General features: G+C 69.5%; 24 protein-coding genes and 1 tRNA gene. 18 read left to right on the top strand and 7 right to left on the bottom strand.

Annotation, left to right across the window (positions count from 1 at the left end; all coding sequences use genetic code 11):
• The first annotated feature begins 41 nt into the window (after positions 1-41).
• A complete protein-coding gene (locus tag AB0M95_RS11930; protein WP_363762425.1) occupies positions 42-1,763 on the top strand; it encodes a S8 family serine peptidase in 1,722 nt (573 codons plus the stop codon).
• A gap of 423 nt (positions 1,764-2,186) precedes the next feature.
• Positions 2,187-3,617 (top strand): pyruvate kinase, encoded by a 1,431-nt coding sequence (gene pyk, locus AB0M95_RS11925; RefSeq protein WP_363762422.1) that lies wholly within the window; start codon positions 2,187-2,189, stop codon positions 3,615-3,617.
• Positions 3,618-3,787: 170 nt separating this feature from the next.
• On the opposite strand, the gene AB0M95_RS11920 is transcribed toward pyk, so the two are convergent.
• Positions 3,788-3,860: transfer RNA gene (locus AB0M95_RS11920), tRNA-Leu, on the bottom strand.
• Positions 3,861-3,910: 50 nt separating this feature from the next.
• Here AB0M95_RS11920 and AB0M95_RS11915 point away from each other — a divergent pair.
• The 6 genes from AB0M95_RS11915 (at position 3,911) to AB0M95_RS11890 (ending at position 9,788) form a co-directional block, all read left to right on the top strand.
• Entirely contained in the window at positions 3,911-4,504 is a 594-nt protein-coding gene (locus tag AB0M95_RS11915; RefSeq protein ID WP_363762419.1) for a response regulator, read from the top strand.
• A 374-nt stretch (positions 4,505-4,878) separates the two neighbouring features.
• The gene (locus AB0M95_RS11910) at positions 4,879-6,075 is read left to right on the top strand and encodes a branched-chain amino acid ABC transporter substrate-binding protein (RefSeq protein WP_363762416.1); all 1,197 of its coding nucleotides are present in this window, start codon (positions 4,879-4,881) and stop codon (positions 6,073-6,075) included.
• 99 nt (positions 6,076-6,174) lie between these two features.
• Positions 6,175-7,143, top strand: a complete 969-nt coding sequence (locus AB0M95_RS11905; RefSeq protein WP_358513897.1) for a branched-chain amino acid ABC transporter permease — start codon at positions 6,175-6,177, stop codon at positions 7,141-7,143.
• The gene (locus tag AB0M95_RS11900; RefSeq protein WP_363762413.1) at positions 7,140-8,288 is read left to right on the top strand and encodes a branched-chain amino acid ABC transporter permease; all 1,149 of its coding nucleotides are present in this window, start codon (positions 7,140-7,142) and stop codon (positions 8,286-8,288) included. The genes AB0M95_RS11905 and AB0M95_RS11900 overlap by 4 nt, the downstream gene beginning before the upstream one ends.
• The gene (locus AB0M95_RS11895; RefSeq protein ID WP_363762410.1) at positions 8,285-9,067 is read left to right on the top strand and encodes an ABC transporter ATP-binding protein; all 783 of its coding nucleotides are present in this window, start codon (positions 8,285-8,287) and stop codon (positions 9,065-9,067) included. Before AB0M95_RS11900 ends, AB0M95_RS11895 begins: the two co-directional genes overlap by 4 nt.
• Positions 9,057-9,788, top strand: coding sequence for an ABC transporter ATP-binding protein (locus tag AB0M95_RS11890; protein ID WP_358513901.1), 732 nt, complete (start codon positions 9,057-9,059; stop codon positions 9,786-9,788). Before AB0M95_RS11895 ends, AB0M95_RS11890 begins: the two co-directional genes overlap by 11 nt.
• Positions 9,789-9,900: 112 nt before the next feature.
• Here the strand turns inward: AB0M95_RS11890 and AB0M95_RS11885 are convergent, their stop codons facing one another.
• Positions 9,901-10,461 carry a DUF4352 domain-containing protein gene (locus tag AB0M95_RS11885; protein WP_363762407.1) on the bottom strand — a complete coding sequence of 187 codons (561 nt, stop codon included), beginning with the start codon at positions 10,459-10,461 and terminating at the stop codon, positions 9,901-9,903.
• Between the two features lie 190 nt (positions 10,462-10,651).
• Here AB0M95_RS11885 and AB0M95_RS11880 point away from each other — a divergent pair, with 190 nt between their 5' ends.
• The 3 genes from AB0M95_RS11880 (at position 10,652) to AB0M95_RS11870 (ending at position 13,189) form a co-directional block, all read left to right on the top strand.
• Positions 10,652-11,497 carry an ABC transporter substrate-binding protein gene (locus AB0M95_RS11880; RefSeq protein WP_363762404.1) on the top strand — a complete coding sequence of 282 codons (846 nt, stop codon included), beginning with the start codon at positions 10,652-10,654 and terminating at the stop codon, positions 11,495-11,497.
• Positions 11,498-11,582: 85 nt separating this feature from the next.
• Positions 11,583-12,368, top strand: a complete 786-nt coding sequence (locus tag AB0M95_RS11875; protein WP_358513907.1) for an amino acid ABC transporter permease — start codon at positions 11,583-11,585, stop codon at positions 12,366-12,368.
• A gap of 5 nt (positions 12,369-12,373) precedes the next feature.
• Positions 12,374-13,189, top strand: coding sequence for an amino acid ABC transporter ATP-binding protein (locus AB0M95_RS11870; RefSeq protein WP_363762400.1), 816 nt, complete (start codon positions 12,374-12,376; stop codon positions 13,187-13,189).
• Positions 13,190-13,472: 283 nt separating this feature from the next.
• On the opposite strand, the gene AB0M95_RS11865 is transcribed toward AB0M95_RS11870, so the two are convergent.
• Positions 13,473-13,820 carry a hotdog fold thioesterase gene (locus tag AB0M95_RS11865; RefSeq protein WP_358514240.1) on the bottom strand — a complete coding sequence of 116 codons (348 nt, stop codon included), beginning with the start codon at positions 13,818-13,820 and terminating at the stop codon, positions 13,473-13,475.
• Positions 13,821-13,987: 167 nt separating this feature from the next.
• Between AB0M95_RS11865 and polA the strand changes: the two genes are divergently transcribed.
• Positions 13,988-16,690 (top strand): DNA polymerase I, encoded by a 2,703-nt coding sequence (gene polA, locus AB0M95_RS11860; RefSeq protein WP_363762397.1) that lies wholly within the window; start codon positions 13,988-13,990, stop codon positions 16,688-16,690.
• Positions 16,691-16,772: 82 nt separating this feature from the next.
• Here the strand turns inward: polA and AB0M95_RS11855 are convergent, their stop codons facing one another.
• Positions 16,773-17,573, bottom strand: a complete 801-nt coding sequence (locus tag AB0M95_RS11855; protein ID WP_358513913.1) for a DUF2127 domain-containing protein — start codon at positions 17,571-17,573, stop codon at positions 16,773-16,775.
• Positions 17,574-17,715: 142 nt separating this feature from the next.
• Here AB0M95_RS11855 and AB0M95_RS11850 point away from each other — a divergent pair, with 142 nt between their 5' ends.
• The 4 genes from AB0M95_RS11850 (at position 17,716) to coaE (ending at position 21,667) form a co-directional block, all read left to right on the top strand.
• Complete coding sequence (locus AB0M95_RS11850; RefSeq protein WP_363762394.1) at positions 17,716-18,765, top strand: polysaccharide deacetylase family protein; 1,050 nt, start codon at positions 17,716-17,718, stop codon at positions 18,763-18,765.
• A 217-nt stretch (positions 18,766-18,982) separates the two neighbouring features.
• Complete coding sequence (gene rpsA, locus AB0M95_RS11845) at positions 18,983-20,461, top strand: 30S ribosomal protein S1 (protein WP_363762391.1); 1,479 nt, start codon at positions 18,983-18,985, stop codon at positions 20,459-20,461.
• Positions 20,462-20,541: 80 nt separating this feature from the next.
• Positions 20,542-21,012: a GNAT family N-acetyltransferase gene (locus AB0M95_RS11840; RefSeq protein WP_363762388.1), complete on the top strand. Its 471-nt coding sequence runs from the start codon at positions 20,542-20,544 to the stop codon at positions 21,010-21,012.
• A gap of 49 nt (positions 21,013-21,061) precedes the next feature.
• Positions 21,062-21,667, top strand: a complete 606-nt coding sequence (gene coaE, locus AB0M95_RS11835) for a dephospho-CoA kinase (RefSeq protein ID WP_363762385.1) — start codon at positions 21,062-21,064, stop codon at positions 21,665-21,667.
• 77 nt (positions 21,668-21,744) lie between these two features.
• Here coaE and AB0M95_RS11830 read toward each other — a convergent pair whose 3' ends face one another.
• Positions 21,745-21,969: a hypothetical protein gene (locus AB0M95_RS11830; RefSeq protein WP_363762382.1), complete on the bottom strand. Its 225-nt coding sequence runs from the start codon at positions 21,967-21,969 to the stop codon at positions 21,745-21,747.
• A gap of 88 nt (positions 21,970-22,057) precedes the next feature.
• Here AB0M95_RS11830 and AB0M95_RS11825 point away from each other — a divergent pair, with 88 nt between their 5' ends.
• Positions 22,058-22,675, top strand: a complete 618-nt coding sequence (locus AB0M95_RS11825) for a hypothetical protein (protein ID WP_363762380.1) — start codon at positions 22,058-22,060, stop codon at positions 22,673-22,675.
• A 327-nt stretch (positions 22,676-23,002) separates the two neighbouring features.
• On the top strand, positions 23,003-25,114 hold the full coding sequence (gene uvrB, locus AB0M95_RS11820) for an excinuclease ABC subunit UvrB (RefSeq protein WP_363762377.1): 2,112 nt from the start codon (positions 23,003-23,005) through the stop codon (positions 25,112-25,114).
• Between the two features lie 53 nt (positions 25,115-25,167).
• On the opposite strand, the gene AB0M95_RS11815 is transcribed toward uvrB, so the two are convergent.
• The gene (locus AB0M95_RS11815; protein ID WP_363762374.1) at positions 25,168-25,332 is read right to left on the bottom strand and encodes a hypothetical protein; all 165 of its coding nucleotides are present in this window, start codon (positions 25,330-25,332) and stop codon (positions 25,168-25,170) included.
• 42 nt (positions 25,333-25,374) lie between these two features.
• On the bottom strand, positions 25,375-25,923 hold the full coding sequence (locus tag AB0M95_RS11810; RefSeq protein WP_363762372.1) for a hypothetical protein: 549 nt from the start codon (positions 25,921-25,923) through the stop codon (positions 25,375-25,377).
• Between the last annotated feature and the right edge of the window lie 241 nt (positions 25,924-26,164).

Here is a 26,164-nt window from a genome sequence, read left to right as displayed (position 1 = left end):
AGATGCTGCCTCGTCGTAGGTGAGGCAAGAGGAGAGGGTCAATGGTGCGGGGGTACGGACGCCTGAAAGGCGCGGTCGTTTCGGTCACGGTGGGTGCGCTCGCCGCCGGTTCTGTCCTGACGGGTGCCGGTCCCGCCGGCGCCGCGCCGGCCTCCGGGGCGACGTCCGAGTTCCTGGTCTTCTACGCCCCCGGAGCCCGGGACGACGCGCTCGGCGCGATCAGGACCGCGGGCGGCTCGGCGGGCGCGGTGGACGCCAAGCTCGGCTACGTCGTCGCCCGGGGCGCGGGAACCGCGTTCGCCGCGCGGCTCGGCGCCTCCTCGTCCGTCGTCGGCGTGACGAGCGACCGCCGGATCGGCACGGCCACCGCCCTGACCTCCACGTCCGCGCGCGGCGCGGCGGACACGGTCCGGCGCGCTTCCGAGAGCACCGTCTCAGAGAGCACGGCGTCCGAGAGCACGGCGTCCGGGAGCGCCGCGGCCAAGGGCGGCGCGGACCCGCTCTCGTCCCGGCAGTGGGACATGAAGATGATCGGCGCCACCGCCACCGGCTCCTACGCCACGGCGCGCGGCAACAAGAAGGTCCTGGTCGGCATCATCGACACCGGCGTGGACGGCAAGCATCCCGACATCGCCCCGAACTTCAACCGGGCGCTCAGCCGCAACTTCGTCACCGACCGTCCCAACGACCCCAACGGCAAGACGCTCGACGGGCCGTGCGAGGCCAAGGGCTGCAAGGACCCGGTCGACGTGGACGACGACGGCCACGGCACCCACGTCGCCAGCACGATCGGCTCGCCGCTCAACGGCATCGGCGTCGCGGGCGTCGCGCCGGACGTGTCGCTGGTCAACATCCGCGCCGGCACGGACTCGGGCTTCTTCTTCCTCAAGCCGGTCCTGGACGCGCTCACCTACGCGGGCGACGCGGGCATCGACGTGGTCAACATGAGCTTCTTCGTCGACCCCTGGACGTTCAACTGCGCGCACAACCCGTCGGACTCGCGGGCCGAGCAGCTCCAGCAGCAGGGCGTCGTCACCGGCGTCCAGCGCGCGCTCGACTACGCCCGCGGCCACGGCGTCACGCTCATCAGCGCCCTCGGCAACGGTTCCACCGACCTCGGCCGCCCGACCGTGGACAAGGACAGCCCCGGCTACCCCCTCAACAGCGAGCGCGAGCGCAGGATCGACAACTCGTGCATCAACGTCCCGGCCGAGTCCCGCGGTGTCATCTCCATCTCCGCGCTCGGCCCGAGCGGCGGCAAGGCCTGGTACTCCGACTACGGCGTGGAGCAGACCGACCTGTCCGCCCCCGGCGGCGACCCGTCCGACGAGGGCACGTCCCTGAAGGGCACGGCCCGTGAGATCCTCGCCGCGGCTCCCGAGAAGGCGCTGCGCAGGCAGAACCTGATCGACGCCTCGGGCAGGCCCAAGAGCTCGCAGGTGGTACGCGACTGCCACAACGGGAAGTGCGCCTACTACCAGTACCTGTCGGGCACCTCGATGGCGTCGCCGCATGCCACCGGCGTCGCCGCGATCCTGATCAGCCGCTTCGGCAAGCCCGGCAAGGGCGGCCTGGCCCTCAGCCCGGCCACGGTGGAGAGGCTGCTGTACGCCACGGCCACCCCGATGGCGTGCCCCGCGTCCGGCTCCACGAAGTACTCCGTCAGCGAGGAGACGCACGTCTGCGCCGGCTCCCGCACCAAGAACGGCTTCTACGGGCGCGGCATCGTCAGCGCCTCCCGCGCCGCCGCCACCAAGGGCTGACCTGTTCGGGGCGCGGTGGTGTTCTGGAGGAGGAGGGAGGAAGGGTGAGGGACGAGCCCTTCCGAGTGACGACGGAAGAACATCGCCTGAAGTGTGCCCCGAACCCGCCGTGCCGAAGGCGCGGCAATAGGCACCGTTCGGGGCGCGGCGGTGTTCTGGAGTTCTCGGGTGCAAGGGTGAGGAACGGTCCCTTGTGCCTGAGGGCGGAAGAACGCCGCCTAAAGGGGCGCCCTGAATTGCCGAGCCGGAGGCTCGGCAATGGGCACAGTCGCGTCCCCACTCTGGCGACCCCCTGGCGACAGGGGCCTCTTCCTGCGACTCGGCGCGCCGCGGCCCTTATGGCGGCCCCACGTCACCTGGATTTCGCCGGGGGCTGTGGACTTCGTCATCGCCAAGTGGTCTGTACCAATTAGGGTAGGACTTGTGAGTCGTCGAGCGAAGATCGTGTGCACACTGGGGCCGGCCACCTCCTCTCCGGAGCGCCTGCGCGAACTGATCGCGGCGGGAATGAACGTCGCCCGGTTCAACCTCAGTCATGGGAGCCATGAGCTCCACAAGGAGATTCACGGCCGGGTGCGGGAGGCCGCCGCCGACCTAGGCAAGGCCGTAGGCGTCCTGGCGGACCTGCAGGGGCCCAAGATCCGGGTCGGCCGCTTCGCCGAGGGCCCGGTCCGCCTGGGCTTCGGCGACGTCTTCACGATCACGACCGAGGACGTCCCCGGCGACCGCGCGCTGGTCTCCACCACCTACGAGGGCCTGCCCACCGACGTCAAGCCGGGCGACAAGATCCTGGTCGACGACGGGCGCCTGGTCCTGGAGGCCACGGCCGTCGAGGGCCCGCGCGTCGTCACCAAGGTCGTCGTCGGCGGCATGATCTCCAACAACAAGGGCCTCAACCTGCCCGGCGTCGCCGTGTCCGCCCCCGCCCTCACCGAGAAGGACGAGGAAGACCTGCGCTGGGCGCTGCGCACGGGCTTCGACCTGATCGCCCTCTCCTTCGTCCGCAGCCCCGATGACGCCGCCCTGGTCCGGCAGATCATGGACGAGGAGGGCGTGCACCTCCCGCTGCTCGCCAAGATCGAGAAGCCGCAGGCCGTCGACCTCCTGGAGGAGATCGTCGACGCTTTCGACGGCATCATGGTCGCCCGCGGCGACCTCGGCGTGGAGCTTCCGCTGGAGCAGGTCCCGATCGTCCAGCGCCGTGCCATCGCCCTGGCGCGCGAGAAGGCCCACCCGGTCATCGTCGCCACCCAGATGCTGGACTCGATGATGAGCGCGCCCCGGCCCACCCGCGCCGAGGCCTCCGACGTCGCCTACGCCGTCATGGACGGCGCCGACGCGGTCATGCTCTCGGGCGAGACGTCGGTCGGCGACCACCCGATCGAGGCCGTGGCCACCATGGACCGCATCGCCTGCGCCGCCGAGGCCGAGACGCTGCAGTCCACCCACACCTTCGACCGCCTTCCGGAGACGACCGGCGGGGCCATCGCCCGCGCCGCCGCCGAGGTCGGCGCGATCGTCGGGGCCAAGGCCCTGTGCGCCTTCACGATGTCCGGTGAGACCGCGCGCCGTCTGGCCCGCTACCGCTCGCCGATCCCGCTGCTGGCCTTCACCTCCGCGCCCGAGGTGCGCGGCCAGCTCGCGCTCACGTGGGGCGTCGAGACCTTCGAGGTCCCCTTCGTCCACCACACCGACGACATGGTGCGCCAGGTCGAGTCGGCCCTGCTCTCGCTCGGCCGCTGCGAGAAGGGCGACAAGGTCGTGATCGTCGCCGGCTCGCCTCCCGGCAACCCCGGGTCCACCAACGCCCTGCGCGTGCACACCATCGGCTCGGCGGTCTCCAGCGCCGGCTGAGCGAAGTTCGGCCCGCCGGAGGGCTCCGGCGGGCCGAATCAGGACGATGTCGCGACGGAAACGGCCTCGCGGCGGACGGGAGCGGCCCTCGACGGGTCGCTCCCGTCGTGCGTGGGTGCCCGATTCGCGTCTGGGTCCCCGCCGCTGTTCGCGCTGGGTTCCCGCTTCAGTGCCCCGAGTGGGATTCGAACCCACACTTGATGGATTTTGAGGCCATTGACTCTGCCGTTGGTCTATCGGGGCGCCGTGAGGCTCGTGCCCCTAATCTAGCGGACGTAGGTACTCTCTTGGTCGTGAGTACGCAGCGGCGAGTGGTGATCGCGGAAGACGAGGCTCTGATCCGCCTCGACCTCAAGGAGATGCTGGAAGAGGAGGGCTATGCCGTCGTCGGGGAGGCCGGGGACGGCGAGTCGGCCGTCGGGCTCGCCTTGGAGCAACGCCCCGATCTGGTGATCCTGGACGTGAAGATGCCGATCCTGGACGGCATCTCGGCCGCCGAGCGCATCGTGTCCGAGCGCGTGGCCCCCTGCCTGATCCTGACGGCGTTCTCCCAGCGCGACCTGGTCGAGCGGGCCAGGGACGCCGGGGCCATGGCCTACCTGGTGAAGCCGTTCACCAAGTCCGACCTGGTGCCGGCCATCGAGATGGCCGTGAGCCGCCACGTCGAGATCATGGCGCTCGAGAAGGAGGTCACCACCCTCGGCGAGCGCCTGGAGACCCGCAAGCTCGTCGAGCGCGCCAAGGGCCTGCTGATTGCGCAGCACGGCTGGACCGAGCCGCAGGCTTTCCGCTGGATCCAGAAGGCCTCCATGGACCGCCGCATGAGCATGCGCCAGGTAGCCCAGGCCGTGGTCACCGACGCCCAGGACGTGCCCGCGGAGCCCTGAGGCTCCCTGAGGGCTTGTGAGGCAGCACCCCTACGCCGCGCGCTTCCGTGCGCATCCCGCTCGCTGGTGGGGGCGCACAGGGTGTGTCAGAATGACGGCGCCCTCCGTGTCAAAGAGTGGTGCGCGTGTGCTGTGGGCGATCCCCGGGGCCGGTCCCGTGAGGAGTGCGCCATGCCTCATCGCCCATGTGACCTTTACTTTTCGGGTCGATCGCCGAAGAGGACCGGTGTGATAACGAAGCGGTAACGTGATGTGACTCTGTACCGACCTGTGACTTGAGCTGAGTGTAATGCCGTCAACGAGCCCTGGACAGATCGCCAGGGTGGCTCTGTGAACCCGATCCCGACGCGGGATCAGGCGAAAGGAAGGCAACCTTGCGGCCCAAGATTGCTCGCCTCGGGGGCGTGCTCGCCGTCGGTGTGGCACTTACCGTTGGTCTCGCCGCGTGTGGTGGCGATTCAGGGTCGGGCTCGGGCGGTGACAGCTCCGGTTCCGCCGCGCCGTCCGTTCTCAAGATCGGCTTCATGGGCGACCTGTCGGGTGAGAACTCCGGCATCGTCATCCCGCCGAGCAACGGCGCCCAGCTTGCCGTCGACGAGTACAACGCCACCAACCCCAAGGTCAAGGTGGAGATGATCAAGTACGACAGCCGCGCGGACGCGACGACGGCTGTCTCCCTTGCTCAGAAGGCCATCAAGACCGACAAGATCGTCGGCCTGGTCGGTCCGGCTTTCTCCGGTGAGTCCAAGCAGGCCGTCCCGGTGCTGGAGGAGGCGAAGATCCCGAACATCTCCGCCTCGGCCACCAACGTGGACCTTGCCAAGAACGGATGGAAGTACTGGCACCGCGTCGTCCCGAACGACGGTGTGCAGGGGCCGGCCATCGCCGACTTCATCGCCGGCGCGGCGGCCGCCAAGAACGTCTTCGTCATCGACGACAAGTCCGAGTACGGCAAGGGCCTCGGCGACGCCGTCCGCGGGCAGCTCAAGTCCAAGGGCGTCACGCTGACGGACGACGCGCTCGACCCCGCGGCTACCGACTACTCCTCGACCGTCAACAAGGTCGTCTCCGCCAAGCCGGACGCCATCTTCTTCGGCGGCTACTACGCCGCCGCCGGCAAGCTGCTCAAGCAGCTCCGCGACAAGGGCGTGACGGCGAAGTTCTTCTCCGCTGACGGCTCGCTCGACAAGGGCCTCATCGAGAGCGCCGGCGCCCCGCAGGCCGAGGGCGCGCTCATCGGCTGCCCCTGCCGCATCCCGACCGCGGCCGAGACCGACGAGAAGGTCAAGAAGTTCGCCACCGACTACAAGGCGAAGTTCGGCGCCGACCCGCTGATCTACGCCACCGAGGGCTACGACGCGATGACGACGTTCCTGAAGGCGATCGGCTCCGGTGCGACCACCACCGACGCCATCAACGACGCGGTCGGCAAGTCGGACTTCCAGGGCATCTCCAAGCCCATCAAGTTCGACCCGAACGGTGAGCCCTCGGCGAAGTCGATCTACATTTACCAGGTCAAGGGTGGCCAGATCGGCCTGCTCGGCGACACGACGACGGCCACGCTCGGCTGACGGACCAAAGTTACCGGCCAGGTATGAGGGGGCGGGAACGCCTTGGCGGTCCCGCCCCCGTCCCTTCCCGCGTGAAGGCTCCCCTGAAAGCGATTATCCGTGTTCGATAACCTTCTCGGCTCCTTCTGGCCGTACACGATCGACGGCCTCATCCTGGGCGCGATCTACGGCCTCGTCGCCCTCGGCTACACGATGGTCTACGGCGTCCTGCGCCTCATCAACTTCGCGCACTCCGAGATCTTCATGATCGGCACCATGGCGTCGGCGTTCGTGGTGATGACGCTCGGCATCACCAAGCCGCTGACCGGCCTGGCGCTCGTCGGCGGCCTGCTGCTGATGCTGCTCGCGGGAGGCGCCGCGTCCGCCGGGTCGGCCATGCTGCTGGAGCGCATCGCCTACCGCCCGCTGCGAAAACGCGGCGCGTCCCGCCTGGCGGCGCTCATCTCGGCCATCGGTGCCTCGCTCTTCCTGCAGGAGCTCTTCGCCCTGGTGATCATCCCGCACGTGTTCAACCGTCCGCAGCAGGGCCGCAACCAGATGGGCGTCGCGCGCATCATGGAGAAGGACACCCTGTTCACGTTCGGCGGCGCGCAGGTCCGCATCGACCAGGTGCTGATCTTCGTGGCGGCGGTCGGCATGATGGTGCTGCTCGACCTGCTGGTGAACCGCACGAAGATCGGCCGCGGTATCCGCGCGACCTCGCAGGACCCGCAGACCGCGGTCCTGATGGGCGTCGACATCGACAAGATCGTGCGCGTGACGTTCCTCATCGGCGGCCTGATGGCCGGCCTCGCCGGTGCGCTGTTCATCCTGCAGTTCGAGGTCACCAAGTTCTCCATCGGCTTCCTCCTCGGCATCAAGGCGTTCACGGCCGCGGTGCTCGGGGGCATCGGCAACCTACGTGGAGCGTTGCTCGGCGGCCTGTTCCTCGGTCTCATCGAGAACTACGGCGCCGCCGTCTTCGGCTCGGGATGGAAGGATGTCATCGCCTTCACCGTTCTCGTCCTGGTCCTGATGTTCCGGCCCACCGGCATCCTCGGTGAATCTCTCCAGCAGGCGCGCGCATGAGCACCGATTCCACGATCGGCAACCGCCGTAACGCCGTCGGGTCGTTCCTCGACCGCGTCCGCGACCGCTGGGCGACCGCCTCCGGCTGGCAGCGATGGACGGTCTACGTCCTGCTGTTCGTCATCGCCCTGCTGCTGCCCTCGGACACCATCGGGCAGTTCATGTCGCCCTACAGCGACTGGGCCAGCGTCCTGTTCTTCCCCATCGGCACCTACGTGCTGCTGGGGATCGGCCTCAACGTGGTCGTCGGCCAGGCCGGGCTGCTCGACCTCGGGTACGTCGCGTTCTTCGCCATCGGCGGGTACGCGATGGCCCTGCTGGGCACCAGGGTCGGGCTGAACTTCTGGGAGATCCTGATCGCCGGCGTCCTGCTGTCGGCCTTGTCCGGCATCGTGCTGGGCGGTCCGACGCTGCGCCTCCGGGGCGACTACCTGGCGATCGTCACGCTCGGATTCGGTGAGATCGTCCGGCAGACGGCCGAGAACACCGACGCCATCGGCGGCCCCCGCGGCATCGCCGGCATCCCGCACCCGCCGAGCATCGACGGCGTCCAGATCTTCGGGGTGGACGTCTTCCACTACGGCGTGCTGGACCCCCGGCCGTACTACTACCTGCTGGTCGTCGTCGCCACCGCGATCATCATCTTCGTGAAGCGCTGGGAGAAGAGCCGCGTCGGCCGCGCGTGGGCCGCCATCCGCGAGGACGAGGACGCCGCCGAGGTCATGGGCGTGCCGACCTTCAAGTTCAAGCTGCTGGCCTTCGCGATCGGCGCCTCGATCGGCGGCGCCATGGGAGTCGTCTGGGCCGGCAAGACCATCTCGATCAACCCGAACGACTTCCTGTTCATGCTCTCGGCGACCATCCTGGCGGCGGTCGTGCTCGGCGGCTCGGGGAACATCCCCGGCGTCATCCTGGGCGCGTTCCTCGTCGCGTGGCTGCCCGAGCGCTTCCGCGGCCTGTCCGACTACCGCATCCTGGTCTTCGGCGCCGCCCTGGTCGCGCTGATGATCTTCCGTCCGGAGGGCCTGCTGCCGTCCCGCCGCCGCAAGGCGGAACTGGCGGAGGGCACGGGAGGAATGGGAAGCATGGGGGCCGAGGTCCCGGGTCCGGAGACCCAGGCCGCGGCCGAGGGAGCAGCCAAATGAGCGAACCGCGCCCGCTTCTGCAGTTGCAGAGCGTCAAGATGCAGTTCGGCGGCGTCGTCGCGCTGCGTGAGGTCGAGCTGACGATCAACGAGGGCGAGATCTTCGCGCTCATCGGCCCGAACGGCGCCGGGAAGACGACGGTGTTCAACGTCGTCACCGGCGTCTACAGGCCGACGTCCGGCATGGTGGTGTTCGACGGCGACCGCATCGACGGCATGAAGCGGTTCAAGGTCACCAAGCGCGGCATCGCCCGTACGTTCCAGAACATCCGGCTGTTCCACAACATGTCGGCGCTGGAGAACGTGATGGTCGGGGCCGACGCCCACCACCGCGCGGGCATGATCAGCGTGGCGCTCGGCCTCCCGTGGCACCGCAACGAGGAGCGGGACGGCAAGGCCCTCGCCATGGAGCTCCTGGAGTTCGTGGGCATCCCGCACCGCGCCGAGGAGACCGCCAAGAACCTCCCCTACGGCGACCAGCGGAGGCTGGAGATCGCCCGCGCGCTCGCCACCAAGCCCAAGTTGCTGCTGCTGGACGAGCCCGCGGCGGGTATGAACCCGGCGGAGAAGGAGTCGCTCCAGGTCCTGATCCGCAAGATCCGCGACGACGGGCGCACGGTCCTGCTCATCGAGCACGACATGGCCCTGGTGATGGGCATCAGCGACCGCATCGCGGTGCTCGACTTCGGGCAGAAGATCGCCGATGGTCTTCCAGCCGAGGTGCAGAACGACCCGCGGGTCATCGAGGCGTACTTGGGAGCTCCGGCAGATGCTTCTTGAAGTCAAGGACATGCGCGTCCACTACGGCAAGATCGAGGCCATCAAGGGCATCTCGCTGGAGGTGGCCGAGGGCGAGATCGTCACGCTGATCGGCGCGAACGGGGCCGGCAAGACCACGACGCTGAAGACGATCTCGGGCCTGCGGGCGCTGACGTCGGGTACCGTCACCTTCGACGGCAAGGACATCAGCAAGATGCCCGGGCACAAGCGGGTCCGCGCCGGGATCGGCCAGTCTCCGGAGGGCCGCGGGGTCTTCCCGGGCATGACGGTGACCGAGAACCTCCTGATGGGCGCCTACACCCGCAGCGGAGACCTCACCAAGGACCTCGACGAGGTCTTCGAGCTGTTCCCGCGGCTGGCCGAGCGCAGGAACCAGGCCGGCGGCACGATGTCGGGCGGTGAGCAGCAGATGGTCGCCATCGGGCGGGCGCTGATGAGCAAGCCCAAGGTGCTGCTGCTGGACGAGCCGTCGATGGGGCTCGCCCCGATGCTGGTCGCGCAGATCTTCACCATCATCAAGGAGATCAACGACCGCGGCACCACCGTCCTGCTGGTGGAGCAGAACGCCCAGCAGGCACTCCAGCTCGCCCACCGGGCGTACGTGCTGGAGACCGGCAAGGTCGTCAAGTCGGCGCCGGCGGCCGATCTTCTGAACGACCCGCAGGTGCGCGCGGCGTACCTCGGCGGCGAGTTCGGCCCGGCCGAGTCCGGCGCGAACTGAGCGGGCGGCCGCGGCGGGAGCCGAACCGGCGCCACCGGCGCGTGGTGTCGTGCGGAGCCCGCCGCGGCCGTGGCAGACTCACGGGCGCGGCGGGGTCGTGCCGGAGAAGGAGTCAGCGCAGCGCGACGTCGACGCCCTTGGACGGGCCGATCGCGCCGAGAGGCGGGTCGGCGACGAAGCGGATCTTGGTGATGCGCGAGTCCTTGGGCACGTCGTACCACAGGTCGAACTCCATGCGGACGAAGCTGCCCACGGGCAACTCGTCGGGCTGCCGCTTGATCGCCTGGGCGAAGCCGTCGACGTGGAAGGTGCGCCCGTCGGCCGCGACCAGCAGTTGCTGCTTGGCGTCGAACTTCTGGTTCGTCCGGTCGGTGCTCTCGATGAGGACGCGCACCCGGGCGTACCGGCCCTTGGCGTTCCACTCGGCGTGGCTGCCGAACATGCTCGGCATGCCGTCCTGGAACGACAGGACGCGGAACCGCATCTGGCCGTCGACGACCGGGGCCGCCGTGATGACCTTCTCGTCCGGCCGTGCCGTCTGCGGCGGGATCACGTAAGTGGGAGACGGCGTCGCGGCCGGCTTGGCGGGGGTACCGGAGCAGCCCGTGACCAGACCCGCGGCCAGAAAGGCGAGAAGGGCCGTGGAACTCAACATGACGGAGGGTGCCCGCACGTTCGAACTCTAGGCTTCGCCACGCAGGCCGGAGCACCAGGATGTGAGAGGTGTTGTGCGATCGTTTCTTTCCGGTAATACCCCAGGTGACCAGGTGCGGGACCATGGCCAGGGTTACGGTAAGTTAACTTAACTCCGACTTACAGCTAAAGAGGAGGACGTTGTGGTCTTTTGGTCCAGGCGTCGCCGTATGACATCAATCGGGGCGGTCGCCGTGGGCGCCGCATGCCTTCTCTCGGCCTGTGGTGGTGGCGGTTCCGGCTCCGACACGAGTGCGAGCAGCAGCGCCGGCGCGCCCGCCGGCGGCACCGACGCCTCGGGGATCAAGCTGATCAACCCCGGCAAGCTCACGACCTGCACGAACCTGCCCTACGAGCCCTTCCAGTTCAAGGAGGGTGACAAGACCGTCGGGTTCGACGTGGACATCGTCGACCTCGCGGCCAAGAAGCTCGGCGTGACGCAGGACATCGTCGACATCGACTTCGCGGTGATCAAGAGCGGCGCCGCGCTGAACGCCGGCAAGTGCGACGTCGCCGCGGCCGGCATGACGATCACAGACGAGCGCAAGAAGAACATGCTGTTCTCCGACCCGTATTTCGACGCGACGCAGGCGCTGCTCGCCAAGAAGGGTACGGGCGTGAAGTCGCTCGACGACGTGAAGGCGAAGAATCTCAAGCTGGGCGCGCAGGCCTCCACCACCGGCCTCGACTACGTCAAGGGCAAGGGCTTCAACCCGACCGAGTTCGCCGACTCCCCGAAGGAGCTGCTCGGCCTGCAGTCGGGCCAGGCGGACGTGATCGTCCAGGACCTGCCGGTCGTGCTCACCTGGCTGAAGAAGCCGGAGATCGCCGACAAGTTCGAGCTGGTCGCCAGCCTCGACACCGGTGAGCAGTACGGCATCGGCATGAAGCTGGGCAACGACGCGCTCGCCAAGACGATCAACGACGAGATCGCCAAGGCCAAGTCGGACGGCACCTACGAGCAGATCTACGTCAAGTGGTTCGGCAAGAAGCCCGGCGAGCTTGGAGTCTCCTGACCTCATGACCGATCAGTCCATGGCGGCCGGTCCCGCCGGTCCTGCCGGGCCCGTACCTGACAGGACAGGGCCCGGCAGGACCCGGATGAGCCCCCGGAAGCGGCAGCGCGTCAGCCGCGGCGTCCAGTACGTCGTGCTGATCGCCGCGGCGGTCGCCATCGCCCTCCTCACCAACTGGGAGGGGCTCGCCCAGAACTTCGCCAAGTGGGACGTGGCGAAGCAGGCGTTCCCCGACGTGTTCACGGTCGCGCTCAAGAACACGATCATCTACTCCGTCGGCGGCTTCGTCTTCGGTTCCCTGGGCGGCCTGCTGCTCGCCCTCATGCGCATGTCCTCCGTGCGGCCCTACCGCTGGATCGCGACGATCTACATCGAGATCTTCCGCGGCCTGCCCGCCCTGCTGATCTTCCTGTTGATCCTGTTCCTGCCGCTGGCCCTGCCCGGCTTCCAGGTGCCCGGCGGCATCTACGGCCAGGGCATCCTCGGTCTCACCGTCGTCAACGCCGCCTATATGGCCGAGACGCTGCGCGCGGGCCTGCAGGCCGTGCCGAGGGGCCAGACCGAGGCGGCCCGCTCGCTCGGCATGTCCCACTCGCGGGCCATGATCTCGGTGGTCATCCCGCAGGCCATCCGCATCGTGATCCCGCCGACGACCAACCAGTTCGTCGCCCTGCTCAAGGACTCCTCGCTCGTGCTCTTCCTCGGCGTGAGCAGTGAGTACGTCGAGCTCACGAAGTTCGGCAACGACCTCGCCTCGACGACGGCGAACGCCACTCCGATCATGGTGGTCGGCCTGACGTACCTGCTCGTCACCATCCCGCTGGGGTACCTGGCGAGACGCCTCGAAAAGCGTCAGGCGAAGGGACGGTGAGCCCGATGGCGCACGCGGTCGAGATCAAGGACCTGCACAAGTCGTTCGGTTCCCTGGAGGTGCTCAAGGGCGTCGACTTCACCGTGGACGAGGGGCAGGTGGTCTGCGTCATCGGCCCCTCGGGCTCGGGCAAGTCGACGTTGCTGCGCTGCGTGAACCTGCTGGAGCAGCCCACCAAGGGCAAGGTCACGGTCGGCGGCGTCGAGCTCACCGACCCCGACGTCGACATCGACGCCGCCCGGCGCAGGCTCGGCATGGTGTTCCAGTCGTTCAACCTGTTCCCGCACATGACGGTGCTGCAGAACGTCATGATCGCCCAGCGCCGCGTGCTCAAGCGCGGCAAGGCGGAGGCGGAGCGGATCGCCCGGGAGAACCTGGACAAGGTGGGCGTCGGCGCGAAGCGCGACAACTACCCGCCGCAGCTGTCCGGCGGCCAGCAGCAGCGCGTGGCCATCGCCCGCGCCCTCGCCATGGACCCCGCGCTGATGCTCTTCGACGAGCCGACGTCCGCGCTCGACCCCGAGCTGGTCGGCGACGTCCTGTCGGTGATGCGCAAGCTGGCCCAGGACGGCATGACGATGCTGGTGGTCACCCACGAGATGAGCTTCGCGCGCGAGGTCGCCGACCGCGTGGTGTTCATGGACGGGGGGGTGATCGTCGAGGAGGGCCCGCCCGAGCAGGTGATCGGCGACCCGCAGCACGCGCGCACCCGCACGTTCCTGCGGCGCGTGCTCGATCCGACGCATTCCGACGACGACGGCGCGGCGGGCGGCGCGGACGGCGGGGGCAGGGCCACGGCGCCCGGGTCCGCCGGAGGCTGAGCCGCGGATCGCGGTCGCGCCGGGGACCTCCGGCGAGGCATGCGAGGCGTTCACGACCCCCGCCGGCATCCCTGCCGCGGGGGTCGTCCCGCGCCGACCGCCCGGCGCGCCAGGCCAGGTCGGCGCGAGGAGCCCGCAGGTGATCTTTGGGGCCATGTAGGGCTTCCCCGGCCGCACACGTTGTCTACTCGATCACCCACGGGCTCTGGCGTCACAACGCTAGCGAGCCGGGACGCCCCCGTGCAAAGAGAGTGCTAAATCGTGCCCCGATACGGGGCGAATTTCACGGCGTGTCACGGATCATGCACGTAAGCCGGGACGTGCACACCAGTCGTCCCTCGTCGTCGGTGATCGAGATGTCGTAGGTCGCCAGGCTCCGCCCGCCGTGCAGCCACGTGGCCACGCCCGTCACGTACCCGGCCCGTGCGGAGCGGTGGTGGGTCGCGTTGATCTCGATCCCCACGGCCACCCGCCCCGGCCCGGCGTGCAGGGCCGCGCCGGTGGAGCCGATCGTCTCGGCCAGGACGCACGAGGCGCCCCCGTGCAGCAGGCCGTACGGCTGGGTGTTCCCCTTGACCGGCATGCGCGCCACCACGCGCTCGGCCGTGACCTCGAGGAACTCGATGCCCATGCTCTCGACCAGCGCCCCGTAGTAGTCGCCGCCGTGCAGGGTGGCCGGCCGGGTCAGGTCCCCGGGGTCCGGCTCCGGGTTCGGCCCGGGGTTCTGCATGGTCAAGGCAAGCCCTCCAGTCGCACATCGAGGGGTGTTCTGTCGTACATGGAGACTAGGCTGCGGGTGTGCCGAAGAAGGAACCGACCCCCACACGTCCCTGCCTGCTCCTGCTCGACGGGCATTCACTGGCGTACCGGGCGTTCTACGCGCTCAAGGAAGCCAACCTGATGACGACCGAGGGCCAGCACACCGAGGCGGTGTACGGCTTCACCTCGATGCTCATCAACGTCCTGCGCGACGAGAAGCCCACCCACGTCGTCGTGTGCTTCGACCGGTCGGAGCCCACCTTCCGGCACGAGGCGTACGAGCACTACAAGGCCAACCGCCAGGAGACCCCGGAGGACTTCCGCGGCCAGGTGAGCCTGATCTTCGAGGTGCTCGACGCGCTGCGCATCCCCTATCTCTCGCTCGCCGGCTACGAGGCCGACGACCTGATCGCCACGCTCGCCCACCGCGCGTCCGAGCAGGGCATGAACGTCCTGATCGTCACCGGCGACCGCGACGCCCTCCAGCTCGTCGACGACCGCGTCACGCTGCTGATGACCCGCCGCGGCATCAGCGACATGACCCGCTTCGACCCCGCCGCCGTCACCGAGAAGTACGGCCTGACCCCGCGGCAGTATCCCGACTTCGCGGCGCTGCGCGGCGACCCGAGCGACAACCTGCCGAGCATCCCCAGCGTGGGCGAGAAGACCGCCACCAAGTGGATCCAGGAGTTCGGCTCGCTCACCGAGCTGGTCGACCGCGTCGACGAGGTCAAGGGCAAGGTCGGCGACAAGCTGCGCGAGCACCTCGGCCAGGTCATCCACAACCGCCAGCTCACCGAGCTGCGGCGCGACGTCCCGCTGGAGGCCGACGTCGAGGGCCTGAAGATGGGCCAGTGGGACCGCGACGAGATCCACAAGCTCTTCGACACCCTGCAGTTCCGGGTCCTGCGCGACCGGCTCTACCAGAGCATCGGCACCGCCGAGCCCGAGGCCGAGGAAGGCTTCGACGTCGAGGTCGTGACGCTCGGCCCCGGCGAGGTCGAGGCCTGGCTGGCCGAGATGCCGCAGGGCCGGGCCGGCATCGCCGTCAAGGGCGCCTACGGCAGCGGCACCGGCAGGCTGGACGGCCTGGCGGTCGCGGCCCCCGCCGACTCCGAGGGGCACCGCCGTGCGGCCTACATCGATCTCACCGAGCTGACCCCCGCCGACGAGGCCGCCCTCGGGCGGTGGCTCGACGACGAGTCCGCCCCGAAGGCCCTGCACGACGCCAAGGGCCCCCTGCTCGCCCTGTGGGCCCAGGGGTTCGACATGCGCGGCCTGACGTGCGACACCGCCCTGGCGGCCTACCTCGCCATGCCCGGCCAGCGCTCCTTCCCCCTGGACGATCTCGTCCTGCGCTACCTGCACCGCGAGCTGCGCGCCGAGGCGGACACCGGCGGCCAGGCCGCCCTGTTCGACGACCCCGAGGAGAACGCCGGCCAGGAGCTCGGCGTCCGCGCCCAGGCCGTCCAGGAGCTCGCCGACGCGCTGGAGGCGCACCTGGAGCCCCGGGGCGGCATCCGGCTGATGCGCGAGGTCGAGCTGCCGCTCGTGCGCGTGCTCGCCGAGTTGGAGCGCGCCGGCATCGCCGCCGACCACGCCTACTTCACCGGGCTCGAGGCCGAGTTCGGCGCCGCCGTCAAGCAGGCCGTCGAGGAGGCCCACCGGGTGGTCGGCGAGCAGTTCAACCTCGGCTCGCCCAAGCAGCTCCAGGAGATCCTGTTCGTCAAGCTCGGCCTGCCGAAGACGAAGAAGATCAAGACCGGCTACACGACCGACGCGGACGCGCTGGCGACGCTCGCCACCCAGACCGACAACGAGCTGCCCACCATCCTGCTGCGCCACCGCGACCAGACCAAGCTCCGCGTCACCGTCGAGGGCCTGATCAAAGAGGTCGCCGACGACGGGCGCATCCACACCACCTACAACCAGATCATCGCGGCCACCGGGCGTCTGTCGTCGGAGAAGCCCAACCTGCAGAACATCCCCATCCGCACGGCCGAGGGGCGGCGCATCCGCCAGGGCTTCATCGTGGGGGAGGGGTACGAGAGCCTGCTCACCGCCGACTACAGCCAGATCGAGCTGCGGATCATGGCGCACCTGTCGGGCGACGCGGCGCTGATCGCCGCGTTCGAGTCGGGGCACGACTTCCACCAGGCCACCGCCTCGCGGGTGTTCGACATCCCGCCGGAGCAGGTCGGCGGCGAGTTGCGCGCCCGCATCAAGGCGATGAACTACGGCCTGGCGTACGGCCTGTCCGACTTCGGGCTGTCCGGCCAGCTCAACATCCCGGTCGCCGAGGCCCGCGCGCTCAAGAACGAGTACTTCGAGGAGTTCGGCGGCGTCCGCGACTACCTGGAGGCGATCGTCGCGCAGGCCCGCCACGACGGCTACACCGAGACCATCCTCGGCCGCCGTCGCTACCTGCCCGACCTCACCAGCGACAACCGGCAGCGCCGCGAGATGGCCGAGCGCATGGCGCTCAACGCCCCGATCCAGGGGTCGGCCGCCGACATCATCAAGGTCGCCATGCTGAACGTCCAGCGGGCCCTGCACGAGGGCGGGCTGCGCTCACGCATGCTGCTGCAGGTCCACGACGAACTCGTCTTCGAGGTGGCGCCGGGCGAGCTGGAGGTGCTGCGTGAGCTGGTCGTGTCCCAGATGTGCGCGGCGTACGAGCTGCGCGTCCCGCTGGACGTCTCGGTGGGCGTCGGCCGCACCTGGCAGGACGCCGGCCACTGACCCGCGCGGCCCGGGTCGCCACGGCCGGCCCGGGTCCCGGGGGCGGCGGCTCCACGGGCGGGCGCGCGACGCCGGCGGCGGGTCAGTCCGCCGGGGATGACAGGACGGGGGAGTGGCGGCCGCTGATCGTCTGGTTCAGAGCGGCGGTCTCCACCTCCAGCAGGCTCGTCTCGTGGCGCTCGGCCTCGTGCGCGGCGTGCCCGCCCCGCAGGCCGAACAGGCGTTTCGTCAGCAGGATGTACGCCACCGCCGCCAGGTTGATCATCAGGACGACGATCCTCAGCCAGGTGACCTTCTCGACGATCTCGTAGATCTCGATCGGGACGAACAGCGACGTCGCCACCACGGCGAAGTACTCGCCCCAGCGCTTCAGCAGCCACAGGCCGAAGCCCTCGGCCATCAGCAGCGCCCCGAACACCAGCAGGCCGGTGACGATCCACGTCAGCGTCCGGGTCTCGGCGGCCAGCACCGTGCGCAGCGTGTGCACCACGCCCGACTCCTCCAGGTTCCACCCGATCTTGTCGGCGAGCGGTTGCAGCAGCGGCAGGTCCTCGTTGAACGCCAGGTTGATGGCGTCGTGGTGGGCGCGGAAGCGCCAGACGCCGAACGCCGCCGCCAGCACGAGCAGCCCCTTGCCCCAGCGGAACACCGCCAGCACGCGCAGGATGGTCGCGTCGCGCAGCGCCTTGCCGCGCAGGACGATGGGGGCGTCGGCGGCCGGCCCCGAGCCGTGCGGCGCGCCCAGGGTGAAGTCGCCGCACCGCAGGCACCGCCACGCCTCCCCGAGCGCCGTCTCGGCCCTCAGACGCTCGCGAAGCGCCTCCTCGGCCGGGGCATAGGTTACGTGGCCGTGCCGGCCACAGGCGCGCAGACTCCAGTTCACGGTCAAATTTCAACACATGCTAGACGTGTACGCTGGCTCCAGACGAGGCCGAACGTGCTGTCCTGGCAGAAAAACGACCTGCCGCCGATCCTGGAGATAACTAGTGCGCCCCACGCCCGGCCTGACACCCGTCATCGCCATCGTGAACGTTGGCGTCGTGATCGTCGCCGCCGTGGTGCTGCTGCTGGTGTACCCCCTGGGAGGCGACGACGGCGACGCCCCGGCCACCGACCTCGCCGGGCCCGCCGCTTCGCCCGCCCCGTCCCCATCCCCGTCCGCCCCGCCGCCGGCGACCCCCGAGTCGGCGCGCCAAGCCCGGGCCAACGAGCTCGGCATGATCCCGGTGCTCATGTACCACCGCATCCTGAAGAAGCGGCTCGCCTCGATCGACCGCACACCCGACCAGTTGCGGCACGAGCTGGAGAGACTCGCCCGGAGCGGCTACGTGCCGATCACCGCGGCGGAGTTCGCCGAGGGCGCCATCGACGTCCCGGCGGGCGCGCACCCGGTGGTGCTCACCTTCGACGACGGCCACCCCTCGCACTTCGCCCTCGGCTCCGACGGCCGGCCCAAGCCGGGCACCGCCGTGCGGATCATCTTCGACGTCGCGGAGAAGTTCCCCGGCTTCCGGCCGGTGGCCACCTTCTGGATCAACAGGGACCCCTTCGGCCTGCGCGACCACGCGCGCCAGGCGGCGGCCGTCCAGTGGCTGGTGGCGCACGGCTTCGAGGTGGGCAACCACACCCACTCCCACCCCGATCTTCACCGGCTGACCGCCAAGAAGGTGAGCGAGGCGATCGTCCGCCAGCAGCGGCTGCTGGACTCCCTGGGAGCCCCCCGCACGCCGACCTTCGCCCTGCCCTACGGCAGTCGGCCGAAGAAGCGCTCGGGTGCGCGCGAGGGGAAGTGGGACGGCACGAAGTACGACTTCGACGCGGTCTTCCTCGCCGGGGCCCAACCCGCGATTTCGCCGTACGCGAAGGACTACGACCCCTATAACATCCCGAGAATCCAGTCCAACGGTAAAAAGGGGGAGTGCCGCAAGTGGTGCTCCGAGTACTGGCTCGGGTGGCTCGACAAGCATCCGGGCAGGCGTTACACCTCGGACGGCGATCTCACACATGTCTCCATGCCCCGTCGATTTCAGGGTAAGATCCAGGCAAAGCTCCGCGGGGTGGCGATCGCTTACTAGGGGTTGACGGGGTTGTGCGGGTGGGCGCCAGATTGACCACGCCCGCGTACTCTCATATGCTGATCGCTGCGCTGTGGGCTCGCGTGCCTCGGACGGAGCGGGCTCGCGCTCGGTCATGTCGACCACGGGTCATCCGACCATCCTCGGCTTGAACGATGAAGGGCCTGCCGCGCGTCCGCCACATCGACACCTGTCCGCGTTCGGAGCAATTCCACACATGACGAGCAGCACCGAGGCCACCTCGAACACCCCGCAGGTAGCGGTCAACGACATCGGTTCCGAGGAGGCCTTCCTCGCCGCGATCGACGAGACCATCAAGTACTTCAACGACGGCGACATCGTCGAAGGCACCGTCGTCAAGGTCGATCGAGACGAGGTCTTGCTCGACATCGGCTACAAGACCGAGGGCGTCATCCCCTCGCGTGAGCTCTCGATCAAGCACGATGTCGACCCGGCCGAGGTCGTCGAGGTCGGGGAACACGTCGAGGCGCTTGTTCTCCAGAAGGAGGACAAGGAAGGCCGTCTCATCCTGTCCAAGAAGCGCGCCCAGTACGAGCGCGCCTGGGGCACGATCGAGAAGATCAAGGACGAGGACGGCATCGTCACCGGCACGGTCATCGAGGTCGTCAAGGGTGGTCTCATCCTGGACATCGGCCTGCGCGGCTTCCTCCCGGCATCTCTGGTGGAGATGCGGCGGGTCCGCGACCTGCAGCCGTATGTCGGGCGCGAGCTCGAGGCGAAGATCATAGAGCTGGACAAGAACCGCAACAACGTGGTCTTGTCCCGCCGCGCCTGGCTGGAGCAGACCCAGTCCGAGGTCCGCCAGACCTTCCTCAACACCCTCCAGAAGGGGCAGGTCCGCAAGGGCGTCGTCTCTTCGATCGTCAACTTCGGCGCCTTCGTCGACCTCGGTGGTGTGGACGGTCTGGTCCACGTCTCCGAGCTCTCCTGGAAGCACATCGACCACCCCTCCGAGGTCGTCGAGGTCGGCCAGGAGGTCACCGTCGAGGTGCTCGACGTCGACATGGAGCGCGAGCGGGTCTCCCTGTCGCTCAAGGCGACGCAGGAGGACCCCTGGCAGCAGTTCGCCCGCACGCACCAGATCGGCCAGGTCGTCCCCGGCCGGGTCACCAAGCTGGTGCCGTTCGGTGCGTTCGTCCGCGTCGAGGAGGGCATCGAGGGCCTGGTCCACATCTCCGAGCTGGCCGAGCGCCACGTCGAGATCCCCGAGCAGGTCGTCCAGGTCGGCGACGAGATCTTCGTCAAGATCATCGACATCGACCTCGACCGCCGTCGCATCTCCCTGTCGCTGAAGCAGGCGAACGAGGGCGCGATCGGTGCCGACGTCGAGTTCGACCCCACGCTCTACGGCATGGCGGCGACGTACGACGATCAGGGCAACTACATCTACCCCGACGGCTTCGACCCCGAGACCGGCGAGTGGCTGGAAGGCTTCGAGAAGCAGCGCGAGGAGTGGGAGCGGCAGTACGCCGAGGCCCAGACCCGCTTCGAGGCCCACAAGTCGCAGGTCGAGAAGGCCCGTCAGGAAGAGGCTCAGGCGGCCGGCGCGTCCACCTACTCCGGTGAGACGGCTCCGGCGTCGAGCGGTGGCGGCTCGGCCCCGGCCGCGGGCGCCCTGGCATCCGACGAGGCCCTGGCGGCGCTCCGCGAGAAGCTCGCGGGCGGCCAGAGCTGACGCTCCGACAGCACCACGAGAAGGGCTCCACCGATCGATCCGGTGGGGCCCTTCCCCGTTTCCGCCCTAAAGTTGGGCGGGTGACGCGGATCGAGCGGGCCCTGCCCGAGGACGCCGGAGAGATCCTCACCCTCCAGCGCGCCGCCTATGTGACCGAGGCCCAGCTCTACGGCGACCCGTTCATCGCGCCGCTGGTGGAGTCGCTGGATCAGATGCGCTCGACGATCGGCTCCTCGACCGTCCTGAAGGCCCTCGGAGGAGCCCTCGGAGGCGACCGCATCGTCGGCGCGGTGCGCGGGCGGCTCGCCGACCGCACCGGCGTCATCGGGCGGCTGGTGGTCGCCCCCGACCACCAGGGCCGGGGCCTCGGGACGGCGCTGATGGGCGAGATCGAGCGCGAGCTCGGCGCGGAGGCCGAGGCGTTCGGCCTGTTCACCGGCCACCTCTCGGAGGGCAACCTGCGGCTGTACCGCCGCCTCGGCTACCGGGAGACGCGGCGCGAGCGCGTCCACGAGCACCTCACCCTGGTCCACATGAGGAAGCCCGCCTGACGGCACCTCGGGGAGGCCCCGGCCACCCGCGTTGGCTACCCTTCCGTGCATGCTGAAGATCGGGCTCACGGGCGGGATCGGATCGGGGAAGAGCGAGGTGTCCCGGCGCCTGGCCGGCCACGGCGCGGTGGTCATCGACGCCGACAAGATCGCGCGGGAGGTCGTCGAGCCGGGCACGAGCGGCCTGGCCCTCGTCGTCGAGGAGTTCGGCCCGGGTGTGCTGCGCGAGGACGGCACGCTCAACCGGGAGAAACTCGGCCAGATCGTGTTCCCCGACCCCGAGAAGCTCAAGCGGCTCAACGCGATCGTCCACCCGAGGGTGGGGGAGCGCATGGCCGAGCTGCAACGGCGGGCCCCGGCGGACGCCGTCGTGGTGTACGACGTGCCGCTGCTCGCCGAGAACGGCCTGGCGCCGATGTACGACCTGGTGATCGTGGTGGACGCCCCCGACGAGGTGCGCCTGGAGCGCCTGGTGTCGCTGCGCGGCATGGCGCGGGAGGACGCCCTGGCGCGGATCAGGGCCCAGGCCTCCCGGGAGGACCGGCTCAAGATCGCCGACATCGTCGTGGTGAACGAGGGCGGCCTCGGCGATCTGGACGCGCGCGTCGCCGAGGTGTGGGAGGACCTCCAGGCCCGCCGCGACCGCCCCGCCTGACGCCGGGCCGTACCGGACGGAGGCCGGACGGAGGCCCGACCGACACCAGATGGAGGCCGGACGGACGCCGGATGGGCTCACGGCTCGGGCGGGCTCACGGCTCGGACCGGGCTCGGGACTGCGGGCGGCCTTCGCGGCTCGATGAAGATCGGCGTCAGGTGGGGGAGTTCGGAGGGGATCCTGCGCGCCACCTCGCCCAGCGCGAACGTCTTGCCGCGCCCGAAGTCGCCGAGGAGCAGCACGAACCGGCCGTGGTCGGCCGCCAGCAGCCGCATCAGCTCGCCGGCGAGGTCGTCGCGCACCCCCGCCACCGCGCGGTCGACCTCGCGGAACCGCTGCGGGACGTACAGCGCCGGCGGGTAGCGGCGGTCGTCCGCTCTGCTCGGCGACGTGCTCGGACAGGTCGAGCAGCCCCTGGAACTCGGTGAAGCTGCGCAGGCGCACGCCGAGGCGCAGCGCGTCGTCGCGGACCTGCCGGGAGGGGGCCGGCCCTTGGTACACCAGCTCGGAGCCGTGCTCCAGCCCCGCCGCGTGGACGTGCCGCAGGAAGGACGTGACGTCCTCGCCGGTCAGCGGCCCGGCGTGGGCCCCGATGAGCTGCTGGCGGACGAAACCGTCCTCGGCGAGGGTGACGAGCAGGTGTGGCGGGTCGCCTTGCACCTTGCGGATGCGCGCCCGATCGCTGCGCGTCTCGCACACCTCGGCGATCCTGCCGAGCAGCGGGCCGGCGGGGTCGGCCTCGCGGGCGTGCTCGCCGCCGGTGTCCGGCGGGGCCTCCAGCGGGTCCAGCGCGGCCTGAGGGGCGGCGGCCGGAGGGAACGTCCCCCGGGCCGTGCGCCGGTCGTAGGAGAGCTCCTGGGGCGGGGAAAGGGTGGGACGGTCGCGCGCCCAGCGGCGAAGGCCCGCGGGACTTTCGGGTCCTCGACGGTGATGATGACGAAGTCCGCCGACAGGTCCCAGCGGACGTCATCGTGGACGACAGCCCGAGGTCGATGTCCAGCAGGCTGAACCGCTGGCGGTGCCAGCACGCCGCCAGGATCGTCGCGTGCCGAGGAAGGCGATGAACGCGGCCAGCAGGAGGGCGATGACGCCGTCGGCGTTCTTGCCCAGCCATGCCACGAACTTCCCCATGCGCCCCACAGCGCCCGCCCCGCCTCGACGATAGTCAGCCCCGCCGTCATGGTAACGACATGGTCAAAGTTGAACCAGCAGCGCATGGGATAGCCAGTGTTGACGGGTGTCCCGCCGCGCCGGGCGCGCCCGCGCGGGGGACCGGCCGGGACGGTCCGGCGAGCACCCCGGAAATGTCGGTGGCTCGGCGTAGGTTATGGAGGTGTGAGGCCGGTAACAGATTTGCAGCGCAGGGTGGCGCCCTTCGAGGTCGTCACCGACATGACCCCCTCCGGTGACCAGCCGACGGCCATCGCCGAGCTGGAGCGCCGCGTCAAGGGCGGAGAGAGGGACAACGTCCTGCTCGGCGCCACGGGCACCGGCAAGACGGCGACGGTGGCGTGGCTGATCGAGCGGCTGCAGCGGCCCGCCCTGGTGATGCAGCCCAACAAGACGCTCGCGGCCCAGTTCGCCAACGAGCTGCGCGAGATGCTGCCCAACAACGCGGTCGAATACTTCGTCTCCTACTACGACTACTACCAGCCGGAGGCGTACGTCCCGCAGACCGACACCTACATCGAGAAGGACTCCTCGATCAACGACGAGGTCGACCGGCTGCGCCACTCGGCGACCAACTCGCTGCTGACGCGCCGCGACACCGTCGTGGTCGCCTCGGTGTCGTGCATCTACGGCCTCGGCACGCCGCAGGAGTACGTCGACCGCATGGTCCGGCTCAAGGTCGGGCAGGAGGTCGAGCGCGACCGGCTGCTGCGCCGCCTGGTCGACATGCAGTACGCGCGCAACGACCTGTCGTTCACCCGCGGCACCTTCCGCGTGCGCGGTGACACGATCGAGGTCATCCCGCAGTACGAAGAGCTCGCCGTGCGCATCGAGATGTTCGGCGACGAGATCGAGAAGCTCTCCACGCTCCACCCCCTCACAGGCGAGGTCATCACCGAGGACCAGGAGCTGTACATCTTCCCGGCCTCCCACTACGTCGCCGGCCCCGAGCGCATGGAGCGCGCGATCCGCGACATCGAGACCGAACTCGCCGCCACGCTCGCCACCATGGAGAAGCAGGGCAAGCTGCTGGAGGCCCAGCGGCTGCGCATGCGCACCACCTACGACATCGAGATGATGCGCCAGGTCGGCACCTGCTCCGGTATCGAGAACTACTCGCGGCACATCGACGGCCGCGAGGCCGGCTCCGCGCCGAACACCCTGATCGACTACTTCCCCGAGGACTTCCTGCTCGTCCTCGACGAGTCCCACCAGACCGTGCCGCAGATCGGCGCGATGTACGAAGGCGACGCCTCACGCAAGCGCACCCTCGTCGACCACGGCTTCCGCCTGCCCTCGGCGATGGACAACCGGCCGCTCAAGTGGGAGGAGTTCCTCGGCCGCATCGGCCAGACCGTCTACCTGTCGGCGACGCCGGGGCCGTACGAGCTCGGCCGCAGCAAGGGCGAGGTCGTCGAGCAGGTCATCCGCCCGACCGGCCTGGTCGACCCCGAGGTCGTCGTCAAGCAGACCAAGGGCCAGATCGACGACCTGGTCCACGAGATCCGCGAGCGCGCCGACAGGGACGAGCGCGTCCTGGTCACCACCCTCACCAAGAAGATGGCCGAAGATCTCACCGACTACCTGCTGGAGCTCGGCATCCGCGTCCGCTACCTCCACAGCGAGGTCGACACGCTGCGCCGCATCGAGCTGCTCCGCGAGCTGCGCATGGGCGAGTTCGACGTCCTGGTGGGCATCAACCTGCTCCGCGAGGGCCTCGACCTGCCCGAGGTCTCCCTGGTCGCCATCCTCGACGCCGACAAGGAAGGCTTCCTGCGCAGCGAGACCTCGCTGATCCAGACGATCGGACGCGCCGCCCGCAACGTCTCGGGCCAGGTCCACATGTACGCCGACCGCGTCACCCCGTCCATGGAGCGCGCGATCGACGAGACCAACCGGCGCAGGGCCAAGCAGATCGCCTACAACGAGGCCAACGGGATCGATCCCAAGCCGCTGCGCAAGAAGATCGCCGACATCCTCGACTCGCTCGCCCGCGAGGACGTCGACACCGACCGCCTGCTCGGCGCGGGCCGCCAGCAGAGCCGCGGCAAGGCCCCCGTCGCCGGCATGGCCCCCGCCCGCCAGGTCGGCCAGCACGCCAAGACCATCGCGGGCGAGATGCCCCGTGCCCAGCTCGAGTCCCTGGTCCAGTCCCTGACCGAACAGATGCACACGGCCGCCGCCGACCTGCAGTTCGAGGTGGCCGCCCGCCTCCGCGACGAGATCAAGGAACTGAAGCGCGAACTCAGAGACATGCGCGAAGCCGGCGTCCACTGAAATCCACCAAGCCCGGCTCCGGCCAGCGAGCACTCGCCTTAGAAAGCGAGGGCTCACTGGTTCGAGCCCAGGACCGCCCAGCAGCCTTCCACGGGTCGCAGGCGCTCCTGTCCGCCGAGATCTCTCAACGGCAGATCGCCGGGCTCTGCTTCGCCCTGCGCCGTGCCCTGGCCGAGTGAGGCCGTCACGGCCGCCCAGGTCGGCCACACCCGAGGCATGGCCGCGGGCTATCAAGATCGCTGACACATGGGGGCTCGGTCTCAGTGGCCCAGGGCCACCTTCAGCAGGGCGATCGCGGCGGCCACCGCGGCCAGCGCCAGTCCGGCAAGGAGCGTGCGCATCGAGGCGCGGTCAGAGCGCAGTCTCTCCACGACGAGCCCGATGAGAGCCAGGCGCAGCAGCAGGTAGACGTCGGAGGTGCCGATCGCCGCCATACCGGGCAGCCAGTGCGCCCAGGCGGCGGCCATGAGCAGGCACGGGACGACGGCCGTCGTCGCGATCGGCCCCGCGTCGCGCAGCTCGTGCCGTATCATGGCGCGCGTGAGCCCCTCGTCGGTGCGGGCGTTGTGGCCGATCAGTTCGGCGAACACGTGCGCAAGGAACGTCGAGACCGCCACCCCGGACACCACCTGCAGCGCGTGGCCATGCGCCGCGTCCTTCGCCGTCATCGGCACGATGGCGGCGAAGAGGATGATGTTGCCGTACACGTAAGCGGAGACCCGGGCCGCCGCCTGCTCACGCGTCAGCGTCCTGCTCGCGCGGTAGTGGACAATACGCTCGCGCAGGCCGCGGGTGTCTGGACTACTCACCGAGCCACCCTAAGGGGTTATTTCCGGATTTCCACGGAGATCGGCAGTGATGCGGCCATTCGCATGGGATGGTGGGCATGCGGTTGAGGTTGCGGCGGTTTCAGGGGTGGGTCGGCGCGTCGGAGTGCCGGGTGGTGCGGCCCTGGGCGCCGCTGCGGCATACCGCGCTTGCGGATCCGGCCGGGTACGGCTGGCTGGTCGGTGACCACGACGGGCTGTCGCGTCTGGCTGTCCGTGGCGA

The organism is Sphaerisporangium sp. NPDC051017 (assembly GCF_040683095.1).
Taxonomy (GTDB): Bacteria; Actinomycetota; Actinomycetes; order Streptosporangiales; family Streptosporangiaceae; genus Sphaerisporangium.
This window is presented reverse-complemented; position numbering and strand designations above follow the sequence as displayed.

What these genes read in the sequence shown, in the direction of transcription:
- AB0M95_RS11930 (WP_363762425.1), top strand. Translation starts at nt 42, where the DNA reads ATGGTGCGGGGGTACGGACGCCTGAAAGGCGCGGTCGTTTCGGTCACG.
- AB0M95_RS11900 (WP_363762413.1), top strand. Translation starts at nt 7,140, where the DNA reads ATGAGCACCGATTCCACGATCGGCAACCGCCGTAACGCCGTCGGGTCG.
- AB0M95_RS11895 (WP_363762410.1), top strand. Translation starts at nt 8,285, where the DNA reads ATGAGCGAACCGCGCCCGCTTCTGCAGTTGCAGAGCGTCAAGATGCAG.
- AB0M95_RS11890 (WP_358513901.1), top strand. Translation starts at nt 9,057, where the DNA reads ATGCTTCTTGAAGTCAAGGACATGCGCGTCCACTACGGCAAGATCGAG.
- AB0M95_RS11880 (WP_363762404.1), top strand. Translation starts at nt 10,652, where the DNA reads ATGACATCAATCGGGGCGGTCGCCGTGGGCGCCGCATGCCTTCTCTCG.
- AB0M95_RS11875 (WP_358513907.1), top strand. Translation starts at nt 11,583, where the DNA reads ATGAGCCCCCGGAAGCGGCAGCGCGTCAGCCGCGGCGTCCAGTACGTC.
- AB0M95_RS11870 (WP_363762400.1), top strand. Translation starts at nt 12,374, where the DNA reads ATGGCGCACGCGGTCGAGATCAAGGACCTGCACAAGTCGTTCGGTTCC.
- AB0M95_RS11865 (WP_358514240.1), bottom strand. Translation starts at nt 13,820, where the DNA reads ATGGGCATCGAGTTCCTCGAGGTCACGGCCGAGCGCGTGGTGGCGCGC.
- rpsA (WP_363762391.1), top strand. Translation starts at nt 18,983, where the DNA reads ATGACGAGCAGCACCGAGGCCACCTCGAACACCCCGCAGGTAGCGGTC.
- coaE (WP_363762385.1), top strand. Translation starts at nt 21,062, where the DNA reads ATGCTGAAGATCGGGCTCACGGGCGGGATCGGATCGGGGAAGAGCGAG.
- AB0M95_RS11815 (WP_363762374.1), bottom strand. Translation starts at nt 25,332, where the DNA reads ATGCCTCGGGTGTGGCCGACCTGGGCGGCCGTGACGGCCTCACTCGGC.